General features: G+C 37.7%; 13 protein-coding genes. 10 read left to right on the top strand and 3 right to left on the bottom strand.

Features of this window, described 5'->3' with window-relative positions; genetic code table 11:
• Nucleotides 1-79: 79 nt before the first annotated feature.
• Nucleotides 80-685 carry a hypothetical protein gene (locus H6G73_RS17390; RefSeq protein ID WP_199317761.1) on the bottom strand — a complete coding sequence of 202 codons (606 nt, stop codon included), beginning with the start codon at nt 683-685 and terminating at the stop codon, nt 80-82.
• A gap of 507 nt (nt 686-1192) precedes the next feature.
• Here H6G73_RS17390 and H6G73_RS17385 point away from each other — a divergent pair.
• Complete coding sequence (locus tag H6G73_RS17385) at nt 1193-4567, top strand: RNA dependent RNA polymerase (RefSeq protein WP_190606747.1); 3375 nt, start codon at nt 1193-1195, stop codon at nt 4565-4567.
• Nucleotides 4568-4721: 154 nt separating this feature from the next.
• Here H6G73_RS17385 and H6G73_RS17380 read toward each other — a convergent pair whose 3' ends face one another.
• Entirely contained in the window at nt 4722-8957 is a 4236-nt protein-coding gene (locus tag H6G73_RS17380) for a WD40 repeat domain-containing protein (protein ID WP_190606745.1), read from the bottom strand.
• 272 nt (nt 8958-9229) lie between these two features.
• Here H6G73_RS17380 and H6G73_RS17375 point away from each other — a divergent pair, with 272 nt between their 5' ends.
• The 9 genes from H6G73_RS17375 (at nt 9230) to H6G73_RS17335 (ending at nt 23372) form a co-directional block, all read left to right on the top strand.
• On the top strand, nt 9230-11278 hold the full coding sequence (locus H6G73_RS17375) for a hypothetical protein (protein ID WP_190606743.1): 2049 nt from the start codon (nt 9230-9232) through the stop codon (nt 11276-11278).
• Between the two features lie 229 nt (nt 11279-11507).
• A complete protein-coding gene (locus tag H6G73_RS17370) occupies nt 11508-11975 on the top strand; it encodes a hypothetical protein (protein ID WP_242034233.1) in 468 nt (155 codons plus the stop codon).
• Between the two features lie 872 nt (nt 11976-12847).
• Nucleotides 12848-16099: a hypothetical protein gene (locus H6G73_RS17365; protein ID WP_190606738.1), complete on the top strand. Its 3252-nt coding sequence runs from the start codon at nt 12848-12850 to the stop codon at nt 16097-16099.
• 104 nt (nt 16100-16203) lie between these two features.
• Complete coding sequence (locus tag H6G73_RS17360; RefSeq protein ID WP_190606736.1) at nt 16204-17007, top strand: hypothetical protein; 804 nt, start codon at nt 16204-16206, stop codon at nt 17005-17007.
• A 170-nt stretch (nt 17008-17177) separates the two neighbouring features.
• Nucleotides 17178-18296: a hypothetical protein gene (locus H6G73_RS17355; protein ID WP_190606734.1), complete on the top strand. Its 1119-nt coding sequence runs from the start codon at nt 17178-17180 to the stop codon at nt 18294-18296.
• Entirely contained in the window at nt 18296-19027 is a 732-nt protein-coding gene (locus H6G73_RS17350; protein ID WP_242034232.1) for a hypothetical protein, read from the top strand. The genes H6G73_RS17355 and H6G73_RS17350 overlap by 1 nt, the downstream gene beginning before the upstream one ends.
• Before the next feature lie 51 nt (nt 19028-19078).
• Nucleotides 19079-20698, top strand: coding sequence for a TrbI/VirB10 family protein (locus tag H6G73_RS17345; protein ID WP_190606732.1), 1620 nt, complete (start codon nt 19079-19081; stop codon nt 20696-20698).
• Nucleotides 20699-20746: 48 nt separating this feature from the next.
• On the top strand, nt 20747-21460 hold the full coding sequence (locus tag H6G73_RS17340) for a hypothetical protein (RefSeq protein WP_190606730.1): 714 nt from the start codon (nt 20747-20749) through the stop codon (nt 21458-21460).
• A 508-nt stretch (nt 21461-21968) separates the two neighbouring features.
• Nucleotides 21969-23372: an ATP-dependent DNA helicase gene (locus tag H6G73_RS17335; protein ID WP_199317760.1), complete on the top strand. Its 1404-nt coding sequence runs from the start codon at nt 21969-21971 to the stop codon at nt 23370-23372.
• 127 nt (nt 23373-23499) lie between these two features.
• Here the strand turns inward: H6G73_RS17335 and H6G73_RS17330 are convergent, their stop codons facing one another.
• Nucleotides 23500-24174, bottom strand: a complete 675-nt coding sequence (locus tag H6G73_RS17330; RefSeq protein WP_190606729.1) for an SAM-dependent methyltransferase — start codon at nt 24172-24174, stop codon at nt 23500-23502.
• Nucleotides 24175-24545: the final 371 nt, after the last annotated feature.

Genomic DNA, 24545 nt, shown 5'->3' with positions numbered 1-24545 from the left:
TGTGTGGTGATTATAGCGATTTATAGGTTTGATATTTGCTGAAAACATAAATTTTAATATAGCAATATTGATGCTTTGATTATTGTTGCAATGGATGATACAAATCATCTTCTGGGTGGTATTCCCAACCTATACCTCTGGGATCTCGGTTTCTGGTCCAACTAATAAATTCTTGAGCGGTTAATTTTTCCCTTTCGGCAGATAGAGAAGATGCAGTTAAGCCTAAACGCTGTGCTAAATTTTGGGCTGGAAAGGGTTGAATTGTTACTTCTTGCTGTTGGTATGGGTAGGATGAGCGACGAGGTTTTTGGGAACCACCATATTTACCAGCAAGTAACGCCCGTTCCAAAATATCTAGTCGCCTAGCTAGTGTTTCTAGGTTCTGTTCTAAGTTACTCAACCGCTTTGAGTCTTGCCCTGCTTTACTTTCTACACTTCTTTCTGTACGAGCTTCTATATTGGTTGTCAGCTTCTGTAACTCGGTTTCAATTTGGTGTAGACGACTTTCTAGATGATTTTCTATACGTTTACCTGTCTGCTCAGGAGTTAAATTGAGAACATAGTCTAGTCCCTGGATAACTAAATCGGTGGCTGTGGTTTCCATTTCTCTGGCTTTAGCCCTTAGCGCATTCACTAAAGGTTTTGGCAGTTTAAAGTTTATTGATTCGCGTTCAACTTTACTCATAATGTCTACACTATCTTCTGTACTTCAGTATAGATAATTTAGGACAGTAAAGGTATTCTCTCAATAAACACATTCACCAACAAAAATTGATGTAACTTTATTACACCGTATAAGCCCAAAACTATTGACTTACCGTTTAAAACCAATAGGACTTACGCGCGATTAACGTATTTTCGTCATTGCGACCGTAGGGAAGCAATCTCAAACCCATATTTTTCGTAGCCTATGCGTAAGTCCTGACCGATAAAAACCACGTTATGACATGCGATTTGCTTTGGCTTACGCCAAGCTACCCTACACTGCCGTAGGTATGATCGCTAAACTGACCGCAGACATTACTACAACAACATCTACTTAGAGGAAGGTAAGTCTACAAGCAGAGCTAATTACCAATCAATTGTGTTTGTTATACACCCAATAAATTGTCCACTTGGCCAATTTTGCTGTACCTAATTGTATGCCAGGATAAACATCAAAATTTTTTGCTTCTCTCGCCAACTACTAGTAATGAATTTAACTACTAGAGTTTTAGAAGATTCTGCTCTGGGTGTGCCTATCTTCGATGGCTCTTACAACAATGGCAGAGGTAGATATTTATCCGAGCCAGAAATCATCAAAAATTCCCTGTTAGCACGAATATTCGAGCCGGAAGAGTTGCAATCTCTACTCTTGGTGAAAATTGATAGTAAAAATGCAGACGCAAATCATCTAAAAACCAGAACATTTAAAGATGGTATCCGCCGCAAGTTAGCTTTTAGTTCTGGCAAAAACTATTACTTCGCAGATGATTCTCTACGTAAAAAAATTAACCGTTTATTCGCTACAGAACCAGATACTGCTTGTCGCTATGGTTCCTTACTAGTGAGCAACTGCTACAAAGGCTCAGAGATATTTACTAACTTACGAATCAAAATCGTGGACTTTACAGACCCACAGTACGCTGATGACAAAACGGGTGACTGTCACGGCAAGATTTCGCCTCGACTGGCTAAACAACTGGGAGGAGAACGCAACTGTCCCCTGCAATTTCGATTTGCTTGGATGAAATGCTGGGCTGAAACTGATAACTCCCAATCTCCGAAAACTAGCTTTTTAGCCAAAGGCACTTTTTTACCAGATGCGAAATTAACTGATGCTCAAGGCTACGACATCATTATGGACATTTCCTCCATCAAAGGCATCAAAAAATCGCACCTCCAAGATTTGATACCTTGCGGTGAATATGAATTTCCCCAAGCAGTTATCGGTAATCGAGGAAATGCCAAAGCTACCAGCTACGATAACAGTTGGCAGTTTACCATCTGGTACTCAGAAGCAGCAGTCAAGGAAGATTTCAGCCAACCGACCCTAGAAAAAGCTCAAGCACTCGCCGAGTTACAACGTAATCCATTAGCCCTGGCAAAATACATTGTTCAACAATACGACAAACAACAACAAGCGCAGCAAGAGTTGTCAGAAGAAGCAGTTAACGAAATAGAAGGTGATACGAACCAGCAAGTGCAGGAATCTCGCTGGATTTCTCTACTCCGCAGCGATAAATACGGTCAATTAGTTGAAACCCCCAAATTTCGGAAGTTTGCTACTGATTATGTTGCCAATCAATGGCGGGACTTAGCGATTAAGAGTGGATACAGCCATAGTTCCGGTATGGCCATGCCATGCGATCGCTTGCCCCGTGGCACAATTTGCGTACCCCATCTACCAGAAGGCGATGTTATTCTCACCCGTTACCCCATCGTCAACTCAGACAATATCCGCCTCTACCACAACATTCACGACCCAGAATTAAAGAAAATCCGCAATGTTGTTTGGATTCACCCCAAAGATGCTGAGGAATACCACCAAGCTGATTTTGACGGTGACCAGTTAATGGTGAGTCCAGCTAGTAAACTGCCCAACATTGCCAAAGAAACACTCCGCGCTGGTGAACCAGGCAGATTTGAGCCAGTGAAACAGCGCCCGAAAGTGCCATATACGGAAATTACAGATGCAGAAGGCAATTTGAAATACCGTGATTTATCGCAAATTGCTGCGGTTGCCAACCAAAATAAGGTGGGGCTGGTGGCAACAAATATTGGGCGGGTGCAGTCCTCAATGCCCCGCGCAGATGAAAATCCGCAACGATTCGCTAGACGACAAAGAAAGCTGCTGAATCGTCTGTTTCAGGCATTGCAAGTAGAAGTAGATTCACCCAAAAGTGCGGAAAGATTAGAGGACATCAAAGAAATTGATGGTGCAAATTTATTAGCGGATGCCAAACAATGGTCAGAATCGCATCCGAGTTACTTTTTTGACTTTAAAAAAGACGAACGGCTTTATCGCTCTTTTGCTCTGCCCGCAGATGCTCCTGGTGCAATTAATGTCATTGCTAGAGAAGTAGTCAATCCCTTGTGGGAACCAACACGGATTCGCAGCCGAGATAGGCATGAGTTTCGTTATTTGTTTCCTAAAGACACATTATCTGTAGATGCCTTGGAATGGGCGGAAGAATTAAAAACTCGATTCCAGCAAGCGAGGGAGGAAATTAAAGAACGGATAGGCGATGATAAAGAGGCGTTCAATGAAGAATTGGGAAAGCTTTACGAAAGCTACCGCGCAGAAATTGATGAGTTATTCACCACACCAGAGGAACGGGTAGAAGGTGCAGCAGCATTGTGGCATACGCAACATACTCGTCCAGAATTAGATAGACACCGCAGAGATTGTTTACAACTGGCAGCCCAAATGGAAATTACGTTTGCGTTTGAGCATAATTATGAATTGCCTAGTGCGGCTTTACCACGAGATACTTATGTTTTGACTGTTCCGTTTGGTGAAAATGCTATCAAATGGAAGGAGTCGTTAGAGCGAAAGAAAATTGAGTTTGATGCCACAATTCATCCGCAATTACCTGTGATTGAATTTGCTTTTAAAGATTTATCACCTCAAGTAGCGGCAAAATTAGCAGCTAAATTTGGCGAAAATGTTAACGATTTAGATGTGTTGGATATCCCCAGAGATTTAAGAATTATCCCGCCGACTGACCATTGTTGGGCAGAATCACGTCAAGAAGCAGGTGTAGGTGCTTTAGCGTATAACTTGTTGACTGAGGAGGTATGCCAGCAACTTGAGAATTTTCAGTTTGATGAAATTAAGGTGTTGGGTATCAAATACAATGATTTTGCTGATGAGGATTTCGCGAGTAAGCAATGGAAAAAGCGCAGTGTGATTTTGGAAGTAGGCGTTTTCGAGTTACCCGCATCACACCCAGATTTTTATCGTTACAACGGGACACCTATATTACAAATTGATGGTAAAAATTTAGGCACTTTTGCACCTGATAGTCCTAAGTTACCTGTTGGAACTACATTTACAGCTTCTTTGCAACCAGATAATTCTAGTGTTGTCCTGAAAGTTAAGCCTGAGTCGATACAGTTGCCAGAGGTAACATTACCAGAATCTGAAGCTAAATTGGATACTGCTGGTCAGTTTCGAGCCGTTCACCGAGAATTTTGGCGCAAGGAAATGTTTGATAATTTGGTAGGTGCAATTTCTATTACCTATGAACAGCGAATAGCCAACCAATCTGCAAGTAAAGAAATCGAGCAATTCAAGATTGGTGGACAATGGACGGCTTATGTTCAGCGTAGTGGTGACTTTATTGTGCGAAATGAGAATAAGCGGACGATTTGCCGAGGGAATATTCACACGAGTGAGGAGATATTTCCGCTGTCAGAAGCAGCCGCGAGTGAGTTGGAGGAGATGGTTTTAGAGAGGGAACGGTTATCAGCACAGATGTCTTCTGGGCGATCGCTATACTCAACCCAAGTATCATTAGATAGTAAACAGCAGATATCGAATCATAGAAACCACAATCGAAATCAGAATATAGAATTGAACTGATAAAATTGGCGAAGGTGGTACAGAAGCAGTATTAATTATTACTTACGTACTCAATAGCCTCAGCTATTAATGATACTATTCTAATCTGTAACCACAGTCATTTTTATCAACAAGGAGTAACGAATGCAACGGTCAAAATATTGTTGAACTACAGTTATGAATTGAGAATTGGATTTCCCCATACTTTAATAGTTCCATTCTGATAACCAGTAACAATTCTTTTTCCATCTGGAGTAATTGCTAAACAATAAATCAAATTATGTTCTGTTGTATACTCTTGCATGTAATGAATGCGTTCACCATTGTTTAAATCCCATATTTCAATGAATGATTTATTATCTAATTCAGGGGTGTTATGATTTCTAAATCCACATGATACAAGTCTTTGTCCATCTGGAGTAATTACGAGATCAATATTTCTGTCAGCATAACTATTTAAAACTAGAATCATTTCTTGAGACTTTGTTGTCAAATCCCACACTATAATTTTTTTATCATAGCTACTGATGAGTTTACCTCCATCTGGTGTAATAGCTAAAGCATAAATACCTCCTAAATCTCCTCCTATAATACTCTGTAATTTGCCAGTGTATATATCATAGACTTCGATTTTCTTTCTGGCCACTATTACTCTTTGTGAATCAGGAGTTATAGTAATACATTTATGCCAATAAAAAGGATGATCATTATCAACCGAACGAGGTTTTATAGTATGAATCACTTCTTGGTTTTTTAAACCCCATATTTTTACAATCTGTGAAAATTCACCACTAATCAAGTGTTGTCCATCTGGCGTAACTGCTACCAATACAACTCTATATGAAAAATCATAAGCATTAATTAAACAACCTTTATTAAGATTCCAAAACGTAATAGTACCATCCCAACCTGCACTAATAATTTCTTGTCCATCTGGAGTAATAGCAATACATTCAAAATCATCTGTATGATTTCTTAATACATTAATTATGTTATATGTACTTAAATTAAAGATTCCGATTGTGTAGTCCCAACTAGAACTAATAAGTTTCTGTCCATCTAGAGTAATAGCTAAAGAACTTATCCAATGTGAATGATGCTCAATAATTTGGAGACATTTAAAATCTTTATAGGTATTTCCGTCAACTTGCAAAACAATTACATCAGCATAAACTGATAATTTTGCAGATACTTCGTTGAAAAAGAACATACTCCAAGATTTAAAGAACTTAGCTAAAATTCTTTTCGATTTTTTAACTATCCATCCTTCTAAAAAATCACTAATTTCTCTAAAAAATATTAATATAATTTCCCTAATATTTGCTATTTTATCGTTTGTTTCTGTATTTGATGTTGGAGAATCGGAATTTGTGGAATCTACATCTATAGCTTCTAGATCAGGTGATGCTATATTAGGATTTAATATACTACTTATAAGTTCTTCATAAGAAATTAATTTAAATAACATTAAATTTATAATACCTAGAAATAGGAAAAACTCTCTTTTTTTACGACTATATTTAAATACAGATTTTGAGGTAACGATTACTTTACTATTAAGAATAACTTGTTTATTGTTTGCACTTATAATAAAATTACCGTTCTGGTCAATTTTACCTCCTGTTGTTTTCCAATATACTTCTCCAGGATCAATTTTTTTACCAAATTGGTCTAATCCTTTAACAATAAATAACTTTTCTTCACCAGGTTTTAGATACACAAAATCGGGAGTAATTTCTAAACGTTTTAAAACAGGTAAAATAATTACTTTAGCATTAACACTTATATTATCTATGGTAGCACTTACGGTAATTTCTGGCTCTGTATTATAATCAACCTCCAGTAAACCACTGTCATTAATGTTTCCACCTTTTGTGCTTTTCCAAATTACATTTTCAGGATTTAAAGGTTCACCTGTTTGCTCAAACGCAATGAGAGTAAATTGATATTCTTCTTCTGGTTGAAGTTCTATTTCTTGTGGATAAATTGCTAAACCTTTTAAAACAACAGGTACATTCACTTCAGCAGTAACAGTTAAATTACTTACCTTAGCACTGACTTGACAGATACCTTTTTGATAATCAAAAGTGGAAAAATTTCCATATTTATCAATTGAACCATCCGTTGTTCTCCATGTAATATTATTTACAGACATTTCTTCATGACGTTGATCATAACCTTTGATAGAAAAATAACAACTTTTCCCTGGTAATAAAATCATAGATGGTGGCGAAATTTCTATTCTTGTTAGTCGAGAAGGTTCTCGAATTTCAACTTCTACAAGTGTACTGATATCTCCTACGGATGCTTGAATTATTACTTTCTCTTCTTGATTTCCTGCCGTGTATAAACCTTGGTTATCAATTATTCCTTGACTTGCCTTCCAATTAATTTGACTTATTGTTATATCATTGCCATATTGATCTATACCTTTAACTACAAAATAAAAACTTTCTTTAACAAATAAATTAAAAGTTGAAGAAACCATAACTAATTGGTTGAGTTTAGGAGGTTCAATTATTTGGACATTTACAATATTCCGTATTGAACCAACAACAGCAATAAGCTCAAAATTTCCTGGAACATATCCAGCTTTAAAATATCCATCTTTATCTATTTCACCACCAGCAATTTCTGTCCAAAGTATAGTTTCGTTTGGCATTATATTACCGCGTTGATCTAATATTTGACCTATAATTTTTTGTGATTGACCAAATTCTAGAGTTAAGCTAGTAGTATACAATATTAGTTGTGTAATTCTAGGCGGTTCAATAATTTTAATAGGCAAAGATACTTCAAAAATACCAAAGATTGCTTTAATTTCAAAATTCCCTTCTTGTCGTCTTGCAGTAAATAATCCTTTTTCAATATAACCTCCTGTAGCTTCCCATTTTACCTGATTCATATCTATATCAATTTCTCTTTTGTTTTGGTCTAATCCCTTAACAGTGAATAAATGAGATTCTCTAAAGAATATTTCTTGAGAAGACTGAATAATAATAATTTCACTTAGCCTTGGATAAGAAAGTCCTTTTAATGGATGTAGTGGCTTTCCTGTGTTAAAATTCCACAATCTTAACCAATTATTTCCAGCACTAGCTATAATTTGTCCATCATAACTAATTTTTAAAGCACCAATAAAACTAGATTCTTCAAACAAGGTATAAATAATTTTCTTTTCATTTCGTGAATAAACTTTGATCGTTGTACCATGACAAAAGATAAATATATGATCATTGAGTGGGTAATCATTTAAAGCATAAATTGGCATTTCATATTTATCAGTTCTAATAGATTCTAAACTTTGTATGGGTAATTGATTAGAAGAGCTATCATCAACAATCCCAAATATTCCACGTCCTAGAAATGCTACGAAAATAAATAGTCCAGATGCTAATATATCTGCAATACTTCTTACTAGGATAGAGAGTAGCTGATTGGAAATATAAGAACTATAGTCAAAAAATGTACGTACTTTACCTGCTATTAAAATACAAAGTCCAATACTAACTATATCTATCACACCTTGTATGAAAAATGTACGCCGATTTAATTTATAAGAATTATCTTTTGAACTTGAAACTACTTGCCAAAATTTTATCTCTCCATTGCGACTAGCACTAATTAATTGTTGATTATCTGAAGTAATAATAATTCCTTGAATCCAACTATTATGTTCATCTAAATACCTAATTATATTACCAGTTTCTAAATCACATAAAACAATTTTGTTATTTGTACACCCTCCCACTATGACTTTATTATCATAGCTAATTGCTAAACATAAAACAGATGACAAATTACCGTCTTCATTAATAGTTTTATTTAATTGACCTGATTGTAAATTCCAAGTTTTAATAGTTTTATCAGAACTACCACTAACAAGAGTATTTCCATCCTTGCTAATACTAACAGCATTTACCCAGCTAGAATGACCATTTAATGTTTTAGTTAGCTTTCCATTCGTCAGATTCCATATTTTAATTGTCTGGTCTGCACTACCACTAACAAGAGTATTGCAATCAGGACTAATAGCAACAGATAAAACCCAATGAGAATGTCCAAAGAGGCTATATAATATTTCACCAGTTTGTAAATCCCATACCCAGATTTTCTGCCAAGTTCCTCCGACAATAATTTTATTATTAGGACTGATAGCCAAACAAGTAATAGTATCTGTGGGATAAATATTTCTACCTTCTTCTGTACAACTTTTTAAATAAGGATTATAGCCATGTAAAATCCAGTAAGCTGATTGTTGTATTTTCTCTGATTTATCTTTTAGAGAATGTTCCATGAAACAGTCAAAGCCTTGTTGTCCATATTCCAATAATTCTGCTAAAGCAGCCAGCCTTTCTTGCTCATTTCCAATTGCTAAACGATGTTGAACTTGATTAATTTTTGTGTTCATATATTTATAAATACTTATAGTAGCTCGCCAAAAGATTCTAAATCAATATTATTCTGTGCTTTTTTGGATTGCAAATAATAATAAATCTAACGTTACAAATAGACAAATAAGGTTGTCTGTATCTGAGTGCTTATAAAATAATGTTGTGAGAATCGCTAACACCGAACATCAACAATAGCCAACTGGACAACAGATAAATAGCCAAAAGGTCAATGTCATCTTAGACAAAGCCTTGTTACCTTACCTACTAAGGCAACAGCGTCATCGTCACTATGGCTACCAAAACACCGACCAAACCAAAGCGAAAACAAACTCAAACTCGCTCCTGGGAAAACCTGACAGACCGCCGCAAACTCCGCCATATAGAAAACACGCTCGATAAGGCCATTGCACAATCACTGGCAAATTGTTCTATTCAATCCCACGCAGACTTTAAAGCTTATGTAGAAGATTACAGTCGAGAATCAGGTAAAGCACCCATCACTGTAGAACTCTGTGTGGGAGGTGGAGACGATGAAGAAATTAAAGGCTATCGCTTCTACCTTACCAGTGACCCCAGCCACAGAACCAGTGGTAAATACCTAATTAAAAACTTGGAAGGCATCACCAACAAAGATGAAAATTACTTCACACCTTCTAACATTGCCGAAATCTGCGGTTTTGCAGAAACAGAACTGGATGATTTGGGTGACGAATTAGAAGATGATTTACTCGATTTAGACGACGAAAACGAAGAAATAAACGAAATTGACGACCTGTTAACCGACGATTTTAACAATCAACTGGACGATTTAGACGACTTAGAAGAAGAAGAGGAATTATCTCAGAGTCGTGTTAGCGTAGCTCAAACTCAAGCTAAAACTCCAACTAAAAACCAAAACAAATCTCAAACCAAGACACAAACTAAAACTCAAGATCAACCCCAAACCAATAAAGCTACTACCAAAAAATCCAAATTCAGAGCACCAATAGATGAAGCTTCTCGTTTAAGCGCCACAGCTGCCACCAACGGACGCGAAGTCAACGGAGTGAATTTAGCCGGACTAGCTGGACAACTGGGAACACTGGGAATTGCTGTCGGACAGGGAGTTTTAGAACAACTTGCAGCTGAGGCTGATGAAAAACGGCTAAAACGAATTCTCAAAGAACTACAAAAGCAGAATGACCGAGTAGATAATCTCACCAGCCGTTTAGAGGAGATAAACCCTAACTCATCAGAATTTATCAATACCTCAAATACTTTCAGTTGTGCAAAATCTTCAAACACTCAAAATTTCCAAGATTATTCAACAACTGAATCATCAAAACCAGATCATCCACTAGCAGCAGCTACCATAAACATCGGCTCTAAAGTAGACAAATTAGGCTCTCAATTAAACCCTAATTATCAGTCTCAACCTTTCGAGTTAGATAAAGATGCCAGCATTACTGAACAATTGAAACAAATTGAAGATTACTTGCAAATTATCTCCAAACGACTTGACAATTTAGAAATATTAGTTAGCCAGTTAGAACAGCAAATGGCAGCACAGCAAAACAGTTCTGTAGTTGAACCAAAAGCCACTGAAGAAAGCGTTCTACCTCAATCTCCAAATCAACCAGATACTAATGTTATTGGACATCTGAAAAAACGCCAATTTCAGCAACAACAAATTGCTTGTGCTGATGCTTTAGTTGGCTTTGCTAAAGTTGCCAGTGAGTTATTTGACCAATCTCCTGAAGATGGTATAGCCATTTCTAAGAACAAAACTTTGCGGGTAAAACAACAGAGTAAACAAACAGGGATATCTGCGGATGTAGCAGTTGCGCTTGAAAATAACCAAAGTGAAACACTGTTTGCGGGTACTCGCACTCAGGGACAGTGGACTATCTTTGAAGATAATCTTACCGCTGATGAAAAAACTGGTATCTGCAAATTGCCGCAATCAAAAGAGGAGTATGCCCTCAAAGCTAGCGCCCAAGAATTGATTCAAAAGTTGCAAACACAACTACCACAAAAATTTAATGGTAATGATGAACCAACATTCACCTGGGCCGAAAACGGCAAAGCCAAGTACGATTTTGAAATCGTGAAATTGACGAATGGTACTCAACTACTTCAGGGATTTAATCCCAAGCGTGACAACGAACAAGTTTTAGATGCCGTTTTAGCACCAGACCAACCACCAGAAATCAGGTATTGTAGTATCCCACTGCAAGAAATGGAAGCGTTACTAGACAGCCAGCAATCAACTCGTTCTAACCAAGCTGGTAAAAATAACACCAAACAACGCCAGCAACAAGCTCAAACTAAAGCTAACAAATCAGAATTGCAAGTTTAATGTGACCGAGAATATAAATCAGCAAATTACCTTTGAATTGAATGATTTTAATTTTCGCGAGAAGAGAAGTATGAATAATTTACAATTTCCCAATTCTCAGTTAAAACTGGTGTCGTCTGCCAAATTTTACCATAACTTCAAGAATCAGAATATAAACTACACTGACTTATTTTTCATTGCTATATTTCTGGCGATAGGAATTTATTTGTTGGTTACCAAACCGATATTCATGGCTCTTTTAGGATGTGCCAGTATTGTTTTCTTGAGTGTCGGTTATATCATTCGTACAGTACCAATTTTAGAAAAGTATTTAGGTAGAAGAATCCGCTTTTGGCATCTTGTCACCGCCATTATCACAATTACCGCTTTACTCGACACCATGACAACTCCCGCCCATGCCATTTTCTTAGGCGGGTTACAAAACTTCTTCGTTAATTTAGCCCAACAAAGTTCACAAGCTGGAGGTAGTGGTGCGGCAACGCTTGATGCTAACGTTGTTGGTTTAACATTTAACATCATTCGCGGAGCGTTTTTATTGCTGGTGGCTGCTGCTTCTTTATTTGCCTATAACCAGGCACAACAAGGTAATGACTGGCGACCAATTGTTACTCAAGTTGGTTTGGCTTTTGCAATTGTGATTGCTATTGATGTTATCACTTTCATCTTTATTGGTAATAGCACAGGAGCCGGTGGTTAAGGTGAAGCAGATAATTTCAGGAGTGAAGACAGAACGTAATTTTGTCTGTGGATTTCTACACCAGCACCCATCAAAATGATAACAATAGCCACGAATCTAAATTCTGAATTTTGATTTATTTCAGGCTCTAAATACTCCAGTTTAAAAAGGAGCAATTAAATCAAGTAAATGGACTAAATACCTAAAAAATGTTGTTAATCATAGCAGGAAGCACGAAACAAATTTGAAAAACTCTTGACATATAGTCAGTAATTAAGCAGAAATTACGGAAAAATGAACCACGTTCATCGAATGTGTTACCGCAGGGTAGGAAATGAACTTATCCCTCTTCTGTCACTCTCGGAAAACAATAATTGAATTCATCTTTTGTAACTCTGATTTCACAAAAGTTTGGTGCTTTATTTCCTATTAAAAAATAAAATCTGAGGACAAAATGTCAAAACTAAAGCCCCGTAAAGCTTTCAGGTATTGCGTTTCCCCACTTTGACAGAACAGGGTTATACCAATTTTATATGAGGTTGCACATAATTTTTAAACCCATTGATTTATCTGACTTTATCCGCGTTTATCTGTGTGCATCTGCGTTCAATTATTCTCGACATCTTATTGTATGCAGCTTCATATTAATTTGGTATTAAGAGTTTTTGAGAGATATTTTGCCTAATTTCTAATAGTTTGGTTTCTCAAATTTGTACTTTATTTACCGTAAATTTGCCGTAATTTGCAAATCAAGATTTACTGATTTAAACCAAACAAGATGCAAATTTAATTCATTAGTTACTTTTTGGGTTCAGATTCACTATTACCAATTACTAATTTTCAATTAGTATCAAACCTGTATTTGTGTTACTTGAAACTCATCATCATGACTTATGGAACATAATCCGCATAACGAATTTATCAAAGTTAATCGGATTTTAGGTAAGCAAGCCAGCATCGGGCCAATCCCCGCTGACCAACTTGGCCCCTGGATTGCCATCATCATCGTTTCCTACTTCATGACCAATGGTTTATTCGGTTTAGGCATGGGTTGGTTTTTCGTCTCATCATTCTGGCTAATTATTAGTTGGTGGATTTTAACTGGCAACCAACCCCACCAATTTTTAGATAAATGGCGTAACCCACCCGGCAGTGAATGGTACAACGGTAATAATATTTATATTTCACCTTTACCAGAAAACCGTCCAGGTTGGGTACGTCGTCGCTACGGTGATTCACAAATCAACATCCGGCTTAAACCCCTGATAGTACCAAATCAGTATGGAGGCAAAAGCAGATTTATGCCCTTTCAAAATGAGGTAAATATCTGCTGTATTGCAGAGATTAAAAAGGATGACCGGGAAGTTGCAGCATTACTATTAGAGCAAGCAAAATCGCAATATCAACTCGTCTTTGGGTTTCAAATTGCTGGACTGCACGACATATTGGATAAAAGTGAAGTCAGCGAATTTGCTCAAGCGATCGCCGAAGGCATGAAAGACGTACCTCTAGGAGAGCGCATTACTTTTTGTACAGGTTGCTACAGTGATGATACCCAACGTCAAACTCAACTCAATACCTTAGCAAACGACTGTGACCTCAAACCGATTTCTGTTTTAATTCGCAACGAACAACTGCGAGTAGAGGAACTGAAAAACGCAGGTACACGCCAGCAGTGGCAGCAAATAGCTTTTTGTACCTGGACAAGCGATGTTCAAGGTAGTTCCCAGCAAAAAGATTTTGTTGGTGCTGTGATTGAAAAAAGCCGGAATTTAGGCACTTGGGCAGTGGAATTGATTACAGGCAATAAGCGAGTATACCAAGAGACATTCTTTAAAAAATTATTACTGCAAGGCTTTCAACAAGGATTTATTCCCTGGGAAGTGTTACTAAATACTAAAGTCGGCTTGGAAGTTACGCCTTGTAGTGCCGCTGATTTATGGCAATGGCTGTGGAACAGATTTAATGCAGGTACTGCCCCACCTATTCCCCAGGTTATCACCTTGGAGGAAACCGCCACAGGCATACAACTCACCGAAACTGTCACCACAAATAAACATATCTGCACCCTACTAATTGAAGGTACACAAGGACGTTCTGCTTGTCCAGAACATCGTGGTGACCGTGACCGAGTTTATCTCACAGGTAAAGGCAAAGTCTGCGGTGTGATGACAATGGCGGATGCACCGTTAGGTTGGACGAATGCTCAAGAACAACTGAAGTGGGTGTGGAAAATTTTATCGTCCAGCTATGTTTATGATACAGAAGCCTGGGTAGAAATCAGCCGTGGTAATGACTTTTTGATTCAAGACAACTTGGCGCGTCAAGCCAAGCAATCGAAAGCAGCCCGCACCATTGCCATAACTAAAGGCCAGGGACGTGATATAGGTGCAGAAATTAAGCAAGAAGAATCTTTTGAAGCCCAGCGGCGGTTGTATGAAGGTACGAAAGCATTGCATTGTGCGCCAGTCTTTTTGGTATACCGTAATAGTACGGAAGAATTAACTCATGCTTGTAATTTATTGGCTAACAGTTTTGAAACTGCCAAGGTACTGCGCGAACGCAACATTGCTTGGGAAGTCTGGTTACAAACTTTACCGATTACCTGCAAACGCTTATTACATGATGGCAATTTGAGTGAGCGACGATTAACACTTGATACACAAACAATCGCTGGATTGATGCCTCTGACTTTACCCAAAGATATTGACGCGCAAGGTGTAGAATTTTTAACAAATCGTGGTGGTAAACCAATTTACGTAGATTTGTTTCATCAACAAATTGGACGCGCTTTAATTACGGGTACTTCTGGCTCAGGCAAGAGTGTTTTAGGCTGGCGATTTGCTCAAGAAGCTTTAGCTAACAATATTCCTGTGGTCGGAATGGATATTTCCACCGGAGGTAACAGCACTTTTAAAACGGCGATTGAACTACTGGGAGAACAAGGTGCATATTACGACATTGCTAGTGGCAGTAGTAATTTACTAGAACCGCCAGACTTGCGTCGGTTTGAGAAGCCAGAACGGGAACGACGGATGGAATCTTGGAAGGATTTTATTCGTAAAGCGTTGGTGGCGATCGCTATGGGTAAAATCGAAAATCCCCACTTGAACCAACGAGTTGATGCTTTGTTGGTCAAGGCTTTAGATGTGTTTCTCAAAGACCCAGATATTATCGCTCGTTATAACCGGGCTTTCGCCAAGGGTTGGCGTTCTTCAGAATGGCAGGAAATGCCCACGCTGCCGGATTTCGTCAAGTTTTGTACGCGAGAACGTTTGAATTTACGGTCATTTGAAGAGATTGACCGCCAAGCACTCAACCAAATTCAAAATCAAGTGAGTGCGCTGCTGTCATCAAGATTAGGGAAAGCGATCGCCCGCCCAAGCACATTTTCCCCTGAACCGGCGATTAAATTCTTTGCTTTGAGCGGATTAACTAACGAACAGGATGCGTACTTGATGGCGATTAATGCCCATACTGCTTGCATCCGCAATGCTTTATCTCATCCCAAAAGTTTGTTTATTGGCGATGAACTTTCAGTGCTATTACGTAAAGATGGGTTTGCTCAAGTAATTGGTGAAACTTGTGCGACAGGACGCAAGGAAGGTATTGCAGTTTTGCTGCTATCTCAAGATCCAGACACGATTTGTGAGTGTGCAACCGGCGCTCAAATCATGCAAAACATGACTTACCGCATCACTGGACGCATTACCAGCACTGGAGTTGCTTCTTTTGGGCGTTATCTCGGTTATCCTGCCCATATCATTAGCCCAAATGCCACAGAAGCGTTTTTACCCCGAATTAGCGACCTTTATTCCTGTTGGTTAATAGAAACAGGCGGTCGATTTTGGCGAACTCGTTTTTACCCTGGAGAGATGATGCTGGCTAGTGTGGCCAATAACCAAGATGAACGAGAAGCAAGAGAACGGGTAATGGCACAGTATCCAGCAACAGCAAAAGGCAGACTTTTAGGACTCAGAGCTTTTACAGATGTTTATATATCGGCTTTGAAAGAAAACAAAGATTTCCAGGATATTGGGCAAAATTTATCACCTGTGCAACCACATATATTCGATTTTCCACCTCATTCTACTGAACAAACTGCAAGTAAGCATCAACCACATCAAGCATTAATCACTCGTTAAATCAGTAGTTTTCAAAAGTGCAGTAATTGCCAAAGCGATTGGCAGCTTTTAGCTCAAGTAATCACAAGTAATTAACACTGAAACTTAACCAACGGAGATTAGTAATGAAACTCAAATTTATGGCAACTCAATATACAAGCATGATTTTAATTTTGAGTGCTATTTCTATTCATCAACCAGCAATTGCCAACACTCAAAATACCAACAGTATAGATGTTAGTAATCAAGCAAATAGTAGTAATATTTTTGTTGAAAATACTGGCAATCAAATTAATGAATTTATTGGTGATGTCAAAAATTTTGTCCAACAAGACTTGCTGAGTCCAATCAATAATTTAATCAACTCAGCAATTGGGGCATTGCAAATTCCCGATATTGCTAAATTGTGGAATCAGATTTTAGGTGGTTCAGCTAGTAACAGCCCTGGAGCTATCTTATCCGAGATTTTGGAAAATAAAACTAATGGTCAAAGTTCTTACGGAATTCGTCAAGATATCGGCAAGGATACGACGAGAAATATTGTCACTGAAATTGCTAATCAAGCAACTTTAGGGGAAACAGCCCAAACTCAAATCACTCAAAGAGAGCAAGCAACTCGACAAGACACACAAGCGATTATCAATTTAGGTGAAGAATCGCAAAGCTTAGATGTCAGCCAACAGATTTTACAGAATTTATCCCAACAAACAGCACTCAATAGTAAAGTTAATGAGCGCATCCTTCAAGAAGCCCAGCAAGCAAGATTTGACCGGGCATTAAACAACACTTTGATTGCTCAAACAGCTAAAGAACTTGCAGCTATCAATACTGCTGACAGGCGAAAAACTATAGCCGCAGGTAATGCTATGTCTCAACAAGCTGGATTATTAATGATGCCTGGTGGAATTACTTTGGGTGAAAACAATTAGATTTATTAATTCAACTGTGGTGTAAAAAGTAGAACTTCAAGAAACAGATATAAATTTATCATAATAACTTTTTACCCTTAATTTCCAGTTCTGAATAATTCTAATTTTTTGATGATTACATTGGTACGAGACTTTGAATTATCTTTAGCCGACGAAGCGTGATATTGGTCATGATGAAACTGATTGCTCAATCATTCTCTGTAACTGGTGGAGAAACTCAAGCGTTAGAAATTGTTTCTAGTGCTTTAGAATTATCTCGTGCCACAGTTGAATCTTGGAATTTGGTTTGGCAAGTTACCCTAGATTCAGGAAAGTCTAGCTTATGGTACGGCTTAGTTGATTTAGGTATCACCTTGGGCGCTGCTAGTATATTGTTTGTAGCGCTAACAACTGGGAAAGAAATTATTGAAAAACAATCTTGGTCAGAATTAGTAAGTATTTTTGTCTGGCCAATTGTAATTATGATATTTCTGGGCAGTAATGGTAATTTTTTAGCCAAAACCATTATTTTTATTCGAGGATTTGCTTATAATCAAGTACAAAATATCCTGGAAATACAAGTTAGTGAATTAACATTTAAGTCTGCAATTGCTAATGTCACTATTAGTAGTATTGCCAAACAACAGCTAGAAAACCTTTACAGTGAATGTCAGGGACAAGTAGGTGCAGAATTAATCGAATGCTGGGATTCAAAGCGAGAACAAGCCCAAGCTATCGTCACTGAAGCTGAGAAGAAAGCCGAATCTCCACTTCAGCCCCTGCGAGATTTTGCTCAGTTTATTTGGTCTAGAACTTTACCTGGTCAAATTGGTACTGCAATTGAATTTGTAAATGACCCAGGCAGTGTATTTCGAGATACGGCTATTCCCATTATTCGCTTTATTCTTTATGCCTTGCAATGGGGATTTGTAAATATTCTAGAAGCTGCATTGTTGCTAACTGCTTTGTTTGCTCCAATTGCAATGGGTTTATCATTATTACCATTGCAAGGTCGTCCGATTTGGGCTTGGTTAACTGGGTTTATTTCTCTATTTGGTGTTCAACTAGGATACAACATTTTAGTGGGGTTGACTGCCGTTGTCTTGGTCAAATCAGGTGCTGCATTAGCCTCTGATTTCGCTTTTATGTTTTTCTTGAGTATCTTTGCACCAATTTTAGCAGTGCTAATAGCTGGAGGTGGAGGAATGGCAATTTATAACGGTATTTCTGCTAATGTCAAAGGCTTGATTGATATTTTCAGCAGTGCTATTGGCACAGCAACTAGTATTGCTTTACTACGTAAAGGTTGATGATGCAAGTAAAACGACCTCAAACTCCGTTATTACCAGAAGCTAAAAACCTTTTAGCGGTTTGTTTTCTTTGCTTAACAGGATTCAATAGTCTGATATTTTTATTGACATTATTCACTGCTTTTAAAGTCAATAAAATCGCTGAACGGAAGACAACATTTGCTCAGTTAGTCAACGGTGAAACAGTCTACATTGCTGAACAAGACCGCAATTGGCGGTATCCAGCAGTGATTCAAAAAGTAGTGAGCGATTGGACAACGCTGACATTTAACTGGGATGATAAATTGGTGGGTAGCAATCAAAATCAAACAGATTCTGGAATTAAAGTTGGTAACAGACGTATACCCACCGCTACTTGGTTTGCTTCTCTACTCCTTGAACCCAAATTCGCTCAAGCATCGCTACCGAAGATTGCTGAATTAGTTCCAACCGGGGTTTTTACAGGTCAACTTCGCAGTACAACAATTATTTCCTATCTTTCAGAACCAAGAGCAGTTCGACTCGGTGAATGGGAAATTGACATGATTGCTACTCGCATTTTAGTTGACCGCACTACTGGCAGAGATGAACGTATTTCTTTTAACCGCACATTTACCGTTCAAGCAGTAGAAATTCCTCGTTCCCCACTAGGAAAAGATGCCCCATTGATAGAACAGAAAATCTACGAAATGCGCTCGTCTGGATTGCAAATTACCAGGATGGTTGAGTTTAATCCTCAACAACGACGTTAAATATGCAAAAAAGCTGATGAATGTGTTGTTAAGTGAGCGAACAGTGAAATTATGGAAGATTCAAATCAAAATCACGAATTTAATTCCCTGAATGGAAATTCTGTTCATTATTCTCTCGAATCAAATACTACTAACAACAATCATGGTTCTAGCTCAACCGTTGTCGTTGCTGACGAGGATATCAGCCCTGAAGAAGAGCAGTGGTTGGCTGGTTATAACCCTGCTGCGAGTCAACTGATTTCTGAAGAATATCGCTTAAAACAAGATGCGGAAAAAGCACTAGAGCGACCACTAGCAGAAAAACCGGGTGTGCGTCTAGTATCAGTAGTCACTTTGGTAGGAACAGTAATTGCATCCGGCTCACTGCTGTGGTTTGGTTTTTTGCAACCGCAACCTCCTGCTAAACAAGCAGCAAAAGCGACTAATCCCTCACCAACAAGTGAACCACCTTTAGATGAATCAGCTGAACTCAAAAGTAGATTAGCCTTTCAAGACCAACAGCAGCAACTAAAAGCTGAACCAGTTCCTACTCCCTCTCCTCAAGCCACATTACCAGCTAAACCACAACGCACACCAACGCGGACAGTAGGCCAAACCGTTACGCCACGAGTTGCTGAACCTGCACATATTGTCAGACGGTATTCTTCTCCAATTCCAATACATAGTCCTGTTATGACTACACCATCGACAATCCAAAAAACAGCTAACAGGCCTGAAACTATTGCCGATGCTTTGCAGCAATGGAATCAACTGGCTAGTTTGGGACAGTCGCAAATTAGCAACTCGGCACCTATGTCTATTCAGGAACAACCGACACTAGATAATAAAACATTAGGTCATAAAAATCTCAAAACTCCCAAACTAAGTACACCCATCCCTCAAGAAACTGAACTACAAACAGTTTTAATTGGCTCCAAAAGTATTGAGAATCAAACTGATAGCTTGTCTCCTGGCATGATTGGTATCCTCAATCGTACCCCTGTAGGTTTGGTCAACTCGCAAACAGAAACCGTTAAGGATATAGCACTCGGTGAGTCTACCGCTGCGAAAGTAATTATGCCCATGATTTGGGATGAAGGTGGTCAGAACCCCAATGACCGCTTTGCAGTAGAGTTAACCACACCTCTCAAAGCTACAGATGGTACGGTGGCACTTCCGGCGGGTACTGTTGTCGTTGCTCAAACCGCAGCTGTAGGTAAAAAGAATAATTTAGTGTCAGCTACTGGCATCGCACTCATTTACCCTAACTCTCAAGGTAAAGTCAAGCAGAAAACAATACCAGCTAACACGCTATTAATTCGCGGTGGCAACAAGCAACCATTAATTGCTCAAAAGCTGCATGATGCAGGATCAGATATTGCTAAACAAGATTTATTAGTGGGATTACTCAGTAGCTTGGGGAAAGTGGGCAGTATAGTTAATCAACCCCGCACTCAATCTAGCACCGTTGTTTCTGGTGGTAGTTTTAATCAAAGTACCGTTACTACTAATTCTGACCCGCAAATATGGGCTGCGGCGTTGGAGGGATTTTTCACTCCGGTGAGCGATCGCTTGTCGAGACGTTCTGACCAAGCGGTTCAGGAATTGCTGCAACGCCCGAATATTCAATATCTACCTGAAGGTATGGAGGTTTCAGTTGTTGTCAATAATTTCTTAAAATTTGAACAATGATATTCATCTGAATTAATCAAAGTTTTTCATCAAAAATATCAAATTAATATGAAACTATTTTTCGTTCCATTTATTGCTACTAGCGCCTTAATAACTGGTGTAACAACACCTGTTACACAAGCACAGACTCCTGCATATCGATTCATTGAAAGGGATATAGCTATACGCAATAAAATTCAAGTTCAAGTTATTCCAGGACGTGCTATACCTATCAGCTTTAGTCAAACTGACGAAAAGATCACTTACATTTTATTAGCAGACCCTTCCCGATTGAATTACACCACAGATGCAGATTTAAAAAGTGGACAAGCTACGACTATTTTTATGCGAGTAATCCAACCGCTGAAGTTTCCGGGTTCTACCACAACTACTATTACTAATTTGCTTGTTCAAACTGTAGATAATAAAAGACAAAAGCGACTTTACAACTTCGATATTGTTCGACCAGGTGGAAAAATTGGATATGTCGGTATTCAAATTGCCAATGCAATTCCAGGGCAACAAAAATTATTAATAAATAAAAACCGCAGGGCTACAGTAGATGATATTGAAACTGGTCTAAGAATCGCTATTAATCGAGGTTATACCCAGCACAATGACCCTGTTGTTGCTAAAGTACGCCAGGTTATAGCTATGCTCAGAAATAGCCGCGTGACAATCCCAGACGCAGCTACATCTATTGGCGTACCAATTGAGGTTATTTCTGAATTAGGAAGAATTTCTCTTGGTGAAAATATACGCCAACTTGTACAACCACGCTAGAAATTTAACACAAAAATAAGCACAAAAAGTATTTAAAATATTCACAATACTAGTTAAATTTTGGTGTTATAAAAATGCTTATTTTTTCTGATTCATTAACAAAGATATAAATAAATTTATTAAATGCATAACAAATTTGTCTACATGTTTTATGAAATAAAGATGGTAAACAGGTCAGTTATAAAATGTTCACAACAGATGGGACACCGTTCCCAACATAAAAATCAGACTTGCGGGTTTTGGTTATTGAAGATGAATTCAAGAAAGCTGCAACATGAGGATTATTTTTCTCACATTTCAACTGTTTAAAACCCTTAGTGAGTCTCTATTTACATGGTTATTACCACTACTATAAGTTACTATAAGTCAAAATTTTTTATCCAAAAAATGAATGTTTTATTTTGAATAAGTTAAAAACTAATTTTTTTGTTATATCTTTAACGATACTAAAATTATAGAAAGATGTTGTTTTGAAATCAAATGAAGCCTACAGCTATCGCTGCATTGCATGAATACTATTAATAGAGTTAATGCAGCGATGATGCAAACCATTCCTAATTTCCTGACCACAAATTCTTTCCCATTTAAACTTACCCAACAGCAGCAAAAAGCCTTAGATAAAATGTGGACATTTGTCCAACAAAATGTCACTGCTGCTTTATTTATGTTAGTAGGATATGCCGGTACAGGGAAATCAACCATAGTATTCCAACTCGTTAAAGTGCTGGTAGCCACAGGTAAAAAAGTTGTATTAACTGCACCCACAAATAAAGCAGTAGGTGTACTGCGACGGATGGCGGCAGAAAATGGAGTAACTAACGTAGAATTCTTTACTATTCACCAATTACTAGGATTAGGAATGGTGACTAGAGGTAAAGAGAAAATACTGGAGCAGATAGGACCATCCTACATTAATTTATTTGATGTTGTCTTTATTGATGAATGTTCCATGATTGGCAAACAACTTTGGCACTGGATTGAAAATGTTGCTAATCAATCATCACCTTGGACACAAATCAAAATTATTCTCATGGGCGACCCTGCACAATTAAATCCAGTCAATGAAAGAAAATCTCTCAGTTTTCAAGTAGCAAATAAAGCAGTATTAACTCAAGTTGTCCGTCAAGGAATTGATAGTCCTTTATTAGAGTTTGTTACTGCTGCTCGTTATGCAGTTACTCAAAGTAAAATACCATTTAATCCCTTTGCTAAATATTTACCTGATAAAAGTAACGGTTCGCTCATGGTAAAACGTCAAACTTTGCTGCGGTATGCGTGCAAAAAGATGTCTAAAGAATTTGTGCATAATCCCGATTGTTTCCGTATTTTATCATGGACTAATGCCCAAGTTGACTTTTATAATCAACAAATTCGTACATATTTGTATGGGAAGAATGCTAACAGATTTATTCCGGGAGAACGATTAATTACCAGAGATCCGGTGATAGCTCCTGATGGAAAAACATCCATTCTTTCTACATCTACAGAATTTAATGTTGTAGATGTGTTGACAGAACGTTATAACAATTATGATGCTTGGAGATTGAAAGTAGAAACAGATGAAGGAATTGTGCGTCAAATATACGTTTTACATGAAGATGAAGAGAAACGATTTAAACAAGAAACTCAACGATTGCTCAGAAGTGCCAAACGTAATCCTTTTCTATGGAAGCAATACTATAAACACTTAGAGCAGTTTGCTAATATTAGAAATTGCTTTGCATTAACCGTGCATAATAGTCAAGGTAGCACTTTCTTGGAAGCGGGTATTGATGGACAAGATTTAAGTAAGCGATTGAATCCAGAACGGGGAGATGATAATAAATCAATTCTAGCCAAAATTAAGGAGTTTAATCGTTTGTATTATGTTGCTAGTTCACGAGCTAGACAGCGTATTTTGGTAATCCGGTAATCTATAAACGGCTAAGAATCATCAACTAAAATAAACCACATTTTGTAATGGGAGAGGAGCGCAATAAAGGTATTGCTTCTCTCCATTAAGTTATAGTTGTAATGATGGTTTTTTGCGTAAATCTTGATTATCTATTGATTTTCAACATTTGATTTCCACCTTTTTGAAATTCATAACCAACAGATTGTATTTCTATATTAAACTGTTGACCATAAAAGAGATTAATTACTGAATCAAGATACGGTGATAGTTCACAATCAAGTTTCAATAAGGGAAAAATTCTCACTTCTTTTGCGATTCTCAAAAGTTCATAAATAGATGCGATGTGAAAATCTAGAGATAGTTGTTCGGAATAAAGAAAGAGTAAATGAGAACAAACGCATAATTCAAATTGATTATCACAAAATTCTAATTTTGGTAGAGATTGTGATAAATAACGTCCAGCTTTTCTCCCAGTTTCATAGTCCAATAAAAATTTCTCCATTGCTGCAAGACGAGCGTCACCAAGTTGTTGTGCATCATGAAAGTTATTCCAAACATAGCGGTCTGCATTTTGTTTTACCTGGGATATAATTGGTTGATATGTTTCTTGAACTCGTTGTTTAATTTGGTCTTCAGAAAACTCATAAATGGGGTCAATAGAGACAACTGAATATCCCATTTCTGTCATTTCAGCGTTGAAGCTGGCTGGACCATCACCACAGCCCAGAATTTTCTTGTTTAGGTCTGTGTCCGATAAATTAAACATTAGCTTATACTCTTGCAGTGTTCTACCCCAAGGCACAACTTCATTTAATTTCATAATTTTTCGGATTTAGTTTTGTTTAGGACTTTACCCTAGTCTACTATAGCAATCCTACCCCAAACGTGAGAAAAACCTGAGATAAAAATACTTATTTTATAACTATTAAAAGCTGGTTGATATTTCACTTAGCATTTAGGATTACTATAATTAAAATTTTGATTATAATTATAGATTAAATAATTGCTTGAAAAATTGATTTATAGACTCATAAAATGTAAGCATTCAGCCGTCATCAAGAAACTGAAAAGCCTAAAAATATGTGGTAATTTACTCTCATAAACACTCCTGTAAGTTAACAAAAATCTGCATCTTCTTACTAACTCAGTCTCACTCAAGACAAAAGCTGATTACTGATACCTGAATACTGA

The organism is Richelia sinica FACHB-800 (assembly GCF_014698825.1).
Classification (GTDB): domain Bacteria; phylum Cyanobacteriota; class Cyanobacteriia; order Cyanobacteriales; family Nostocaceae; genus FACHB-800.
Note: the sequence above shows the minus strand (reverse complement) of the source record. Positions and strands in the feature narration are given on the sequence as shown.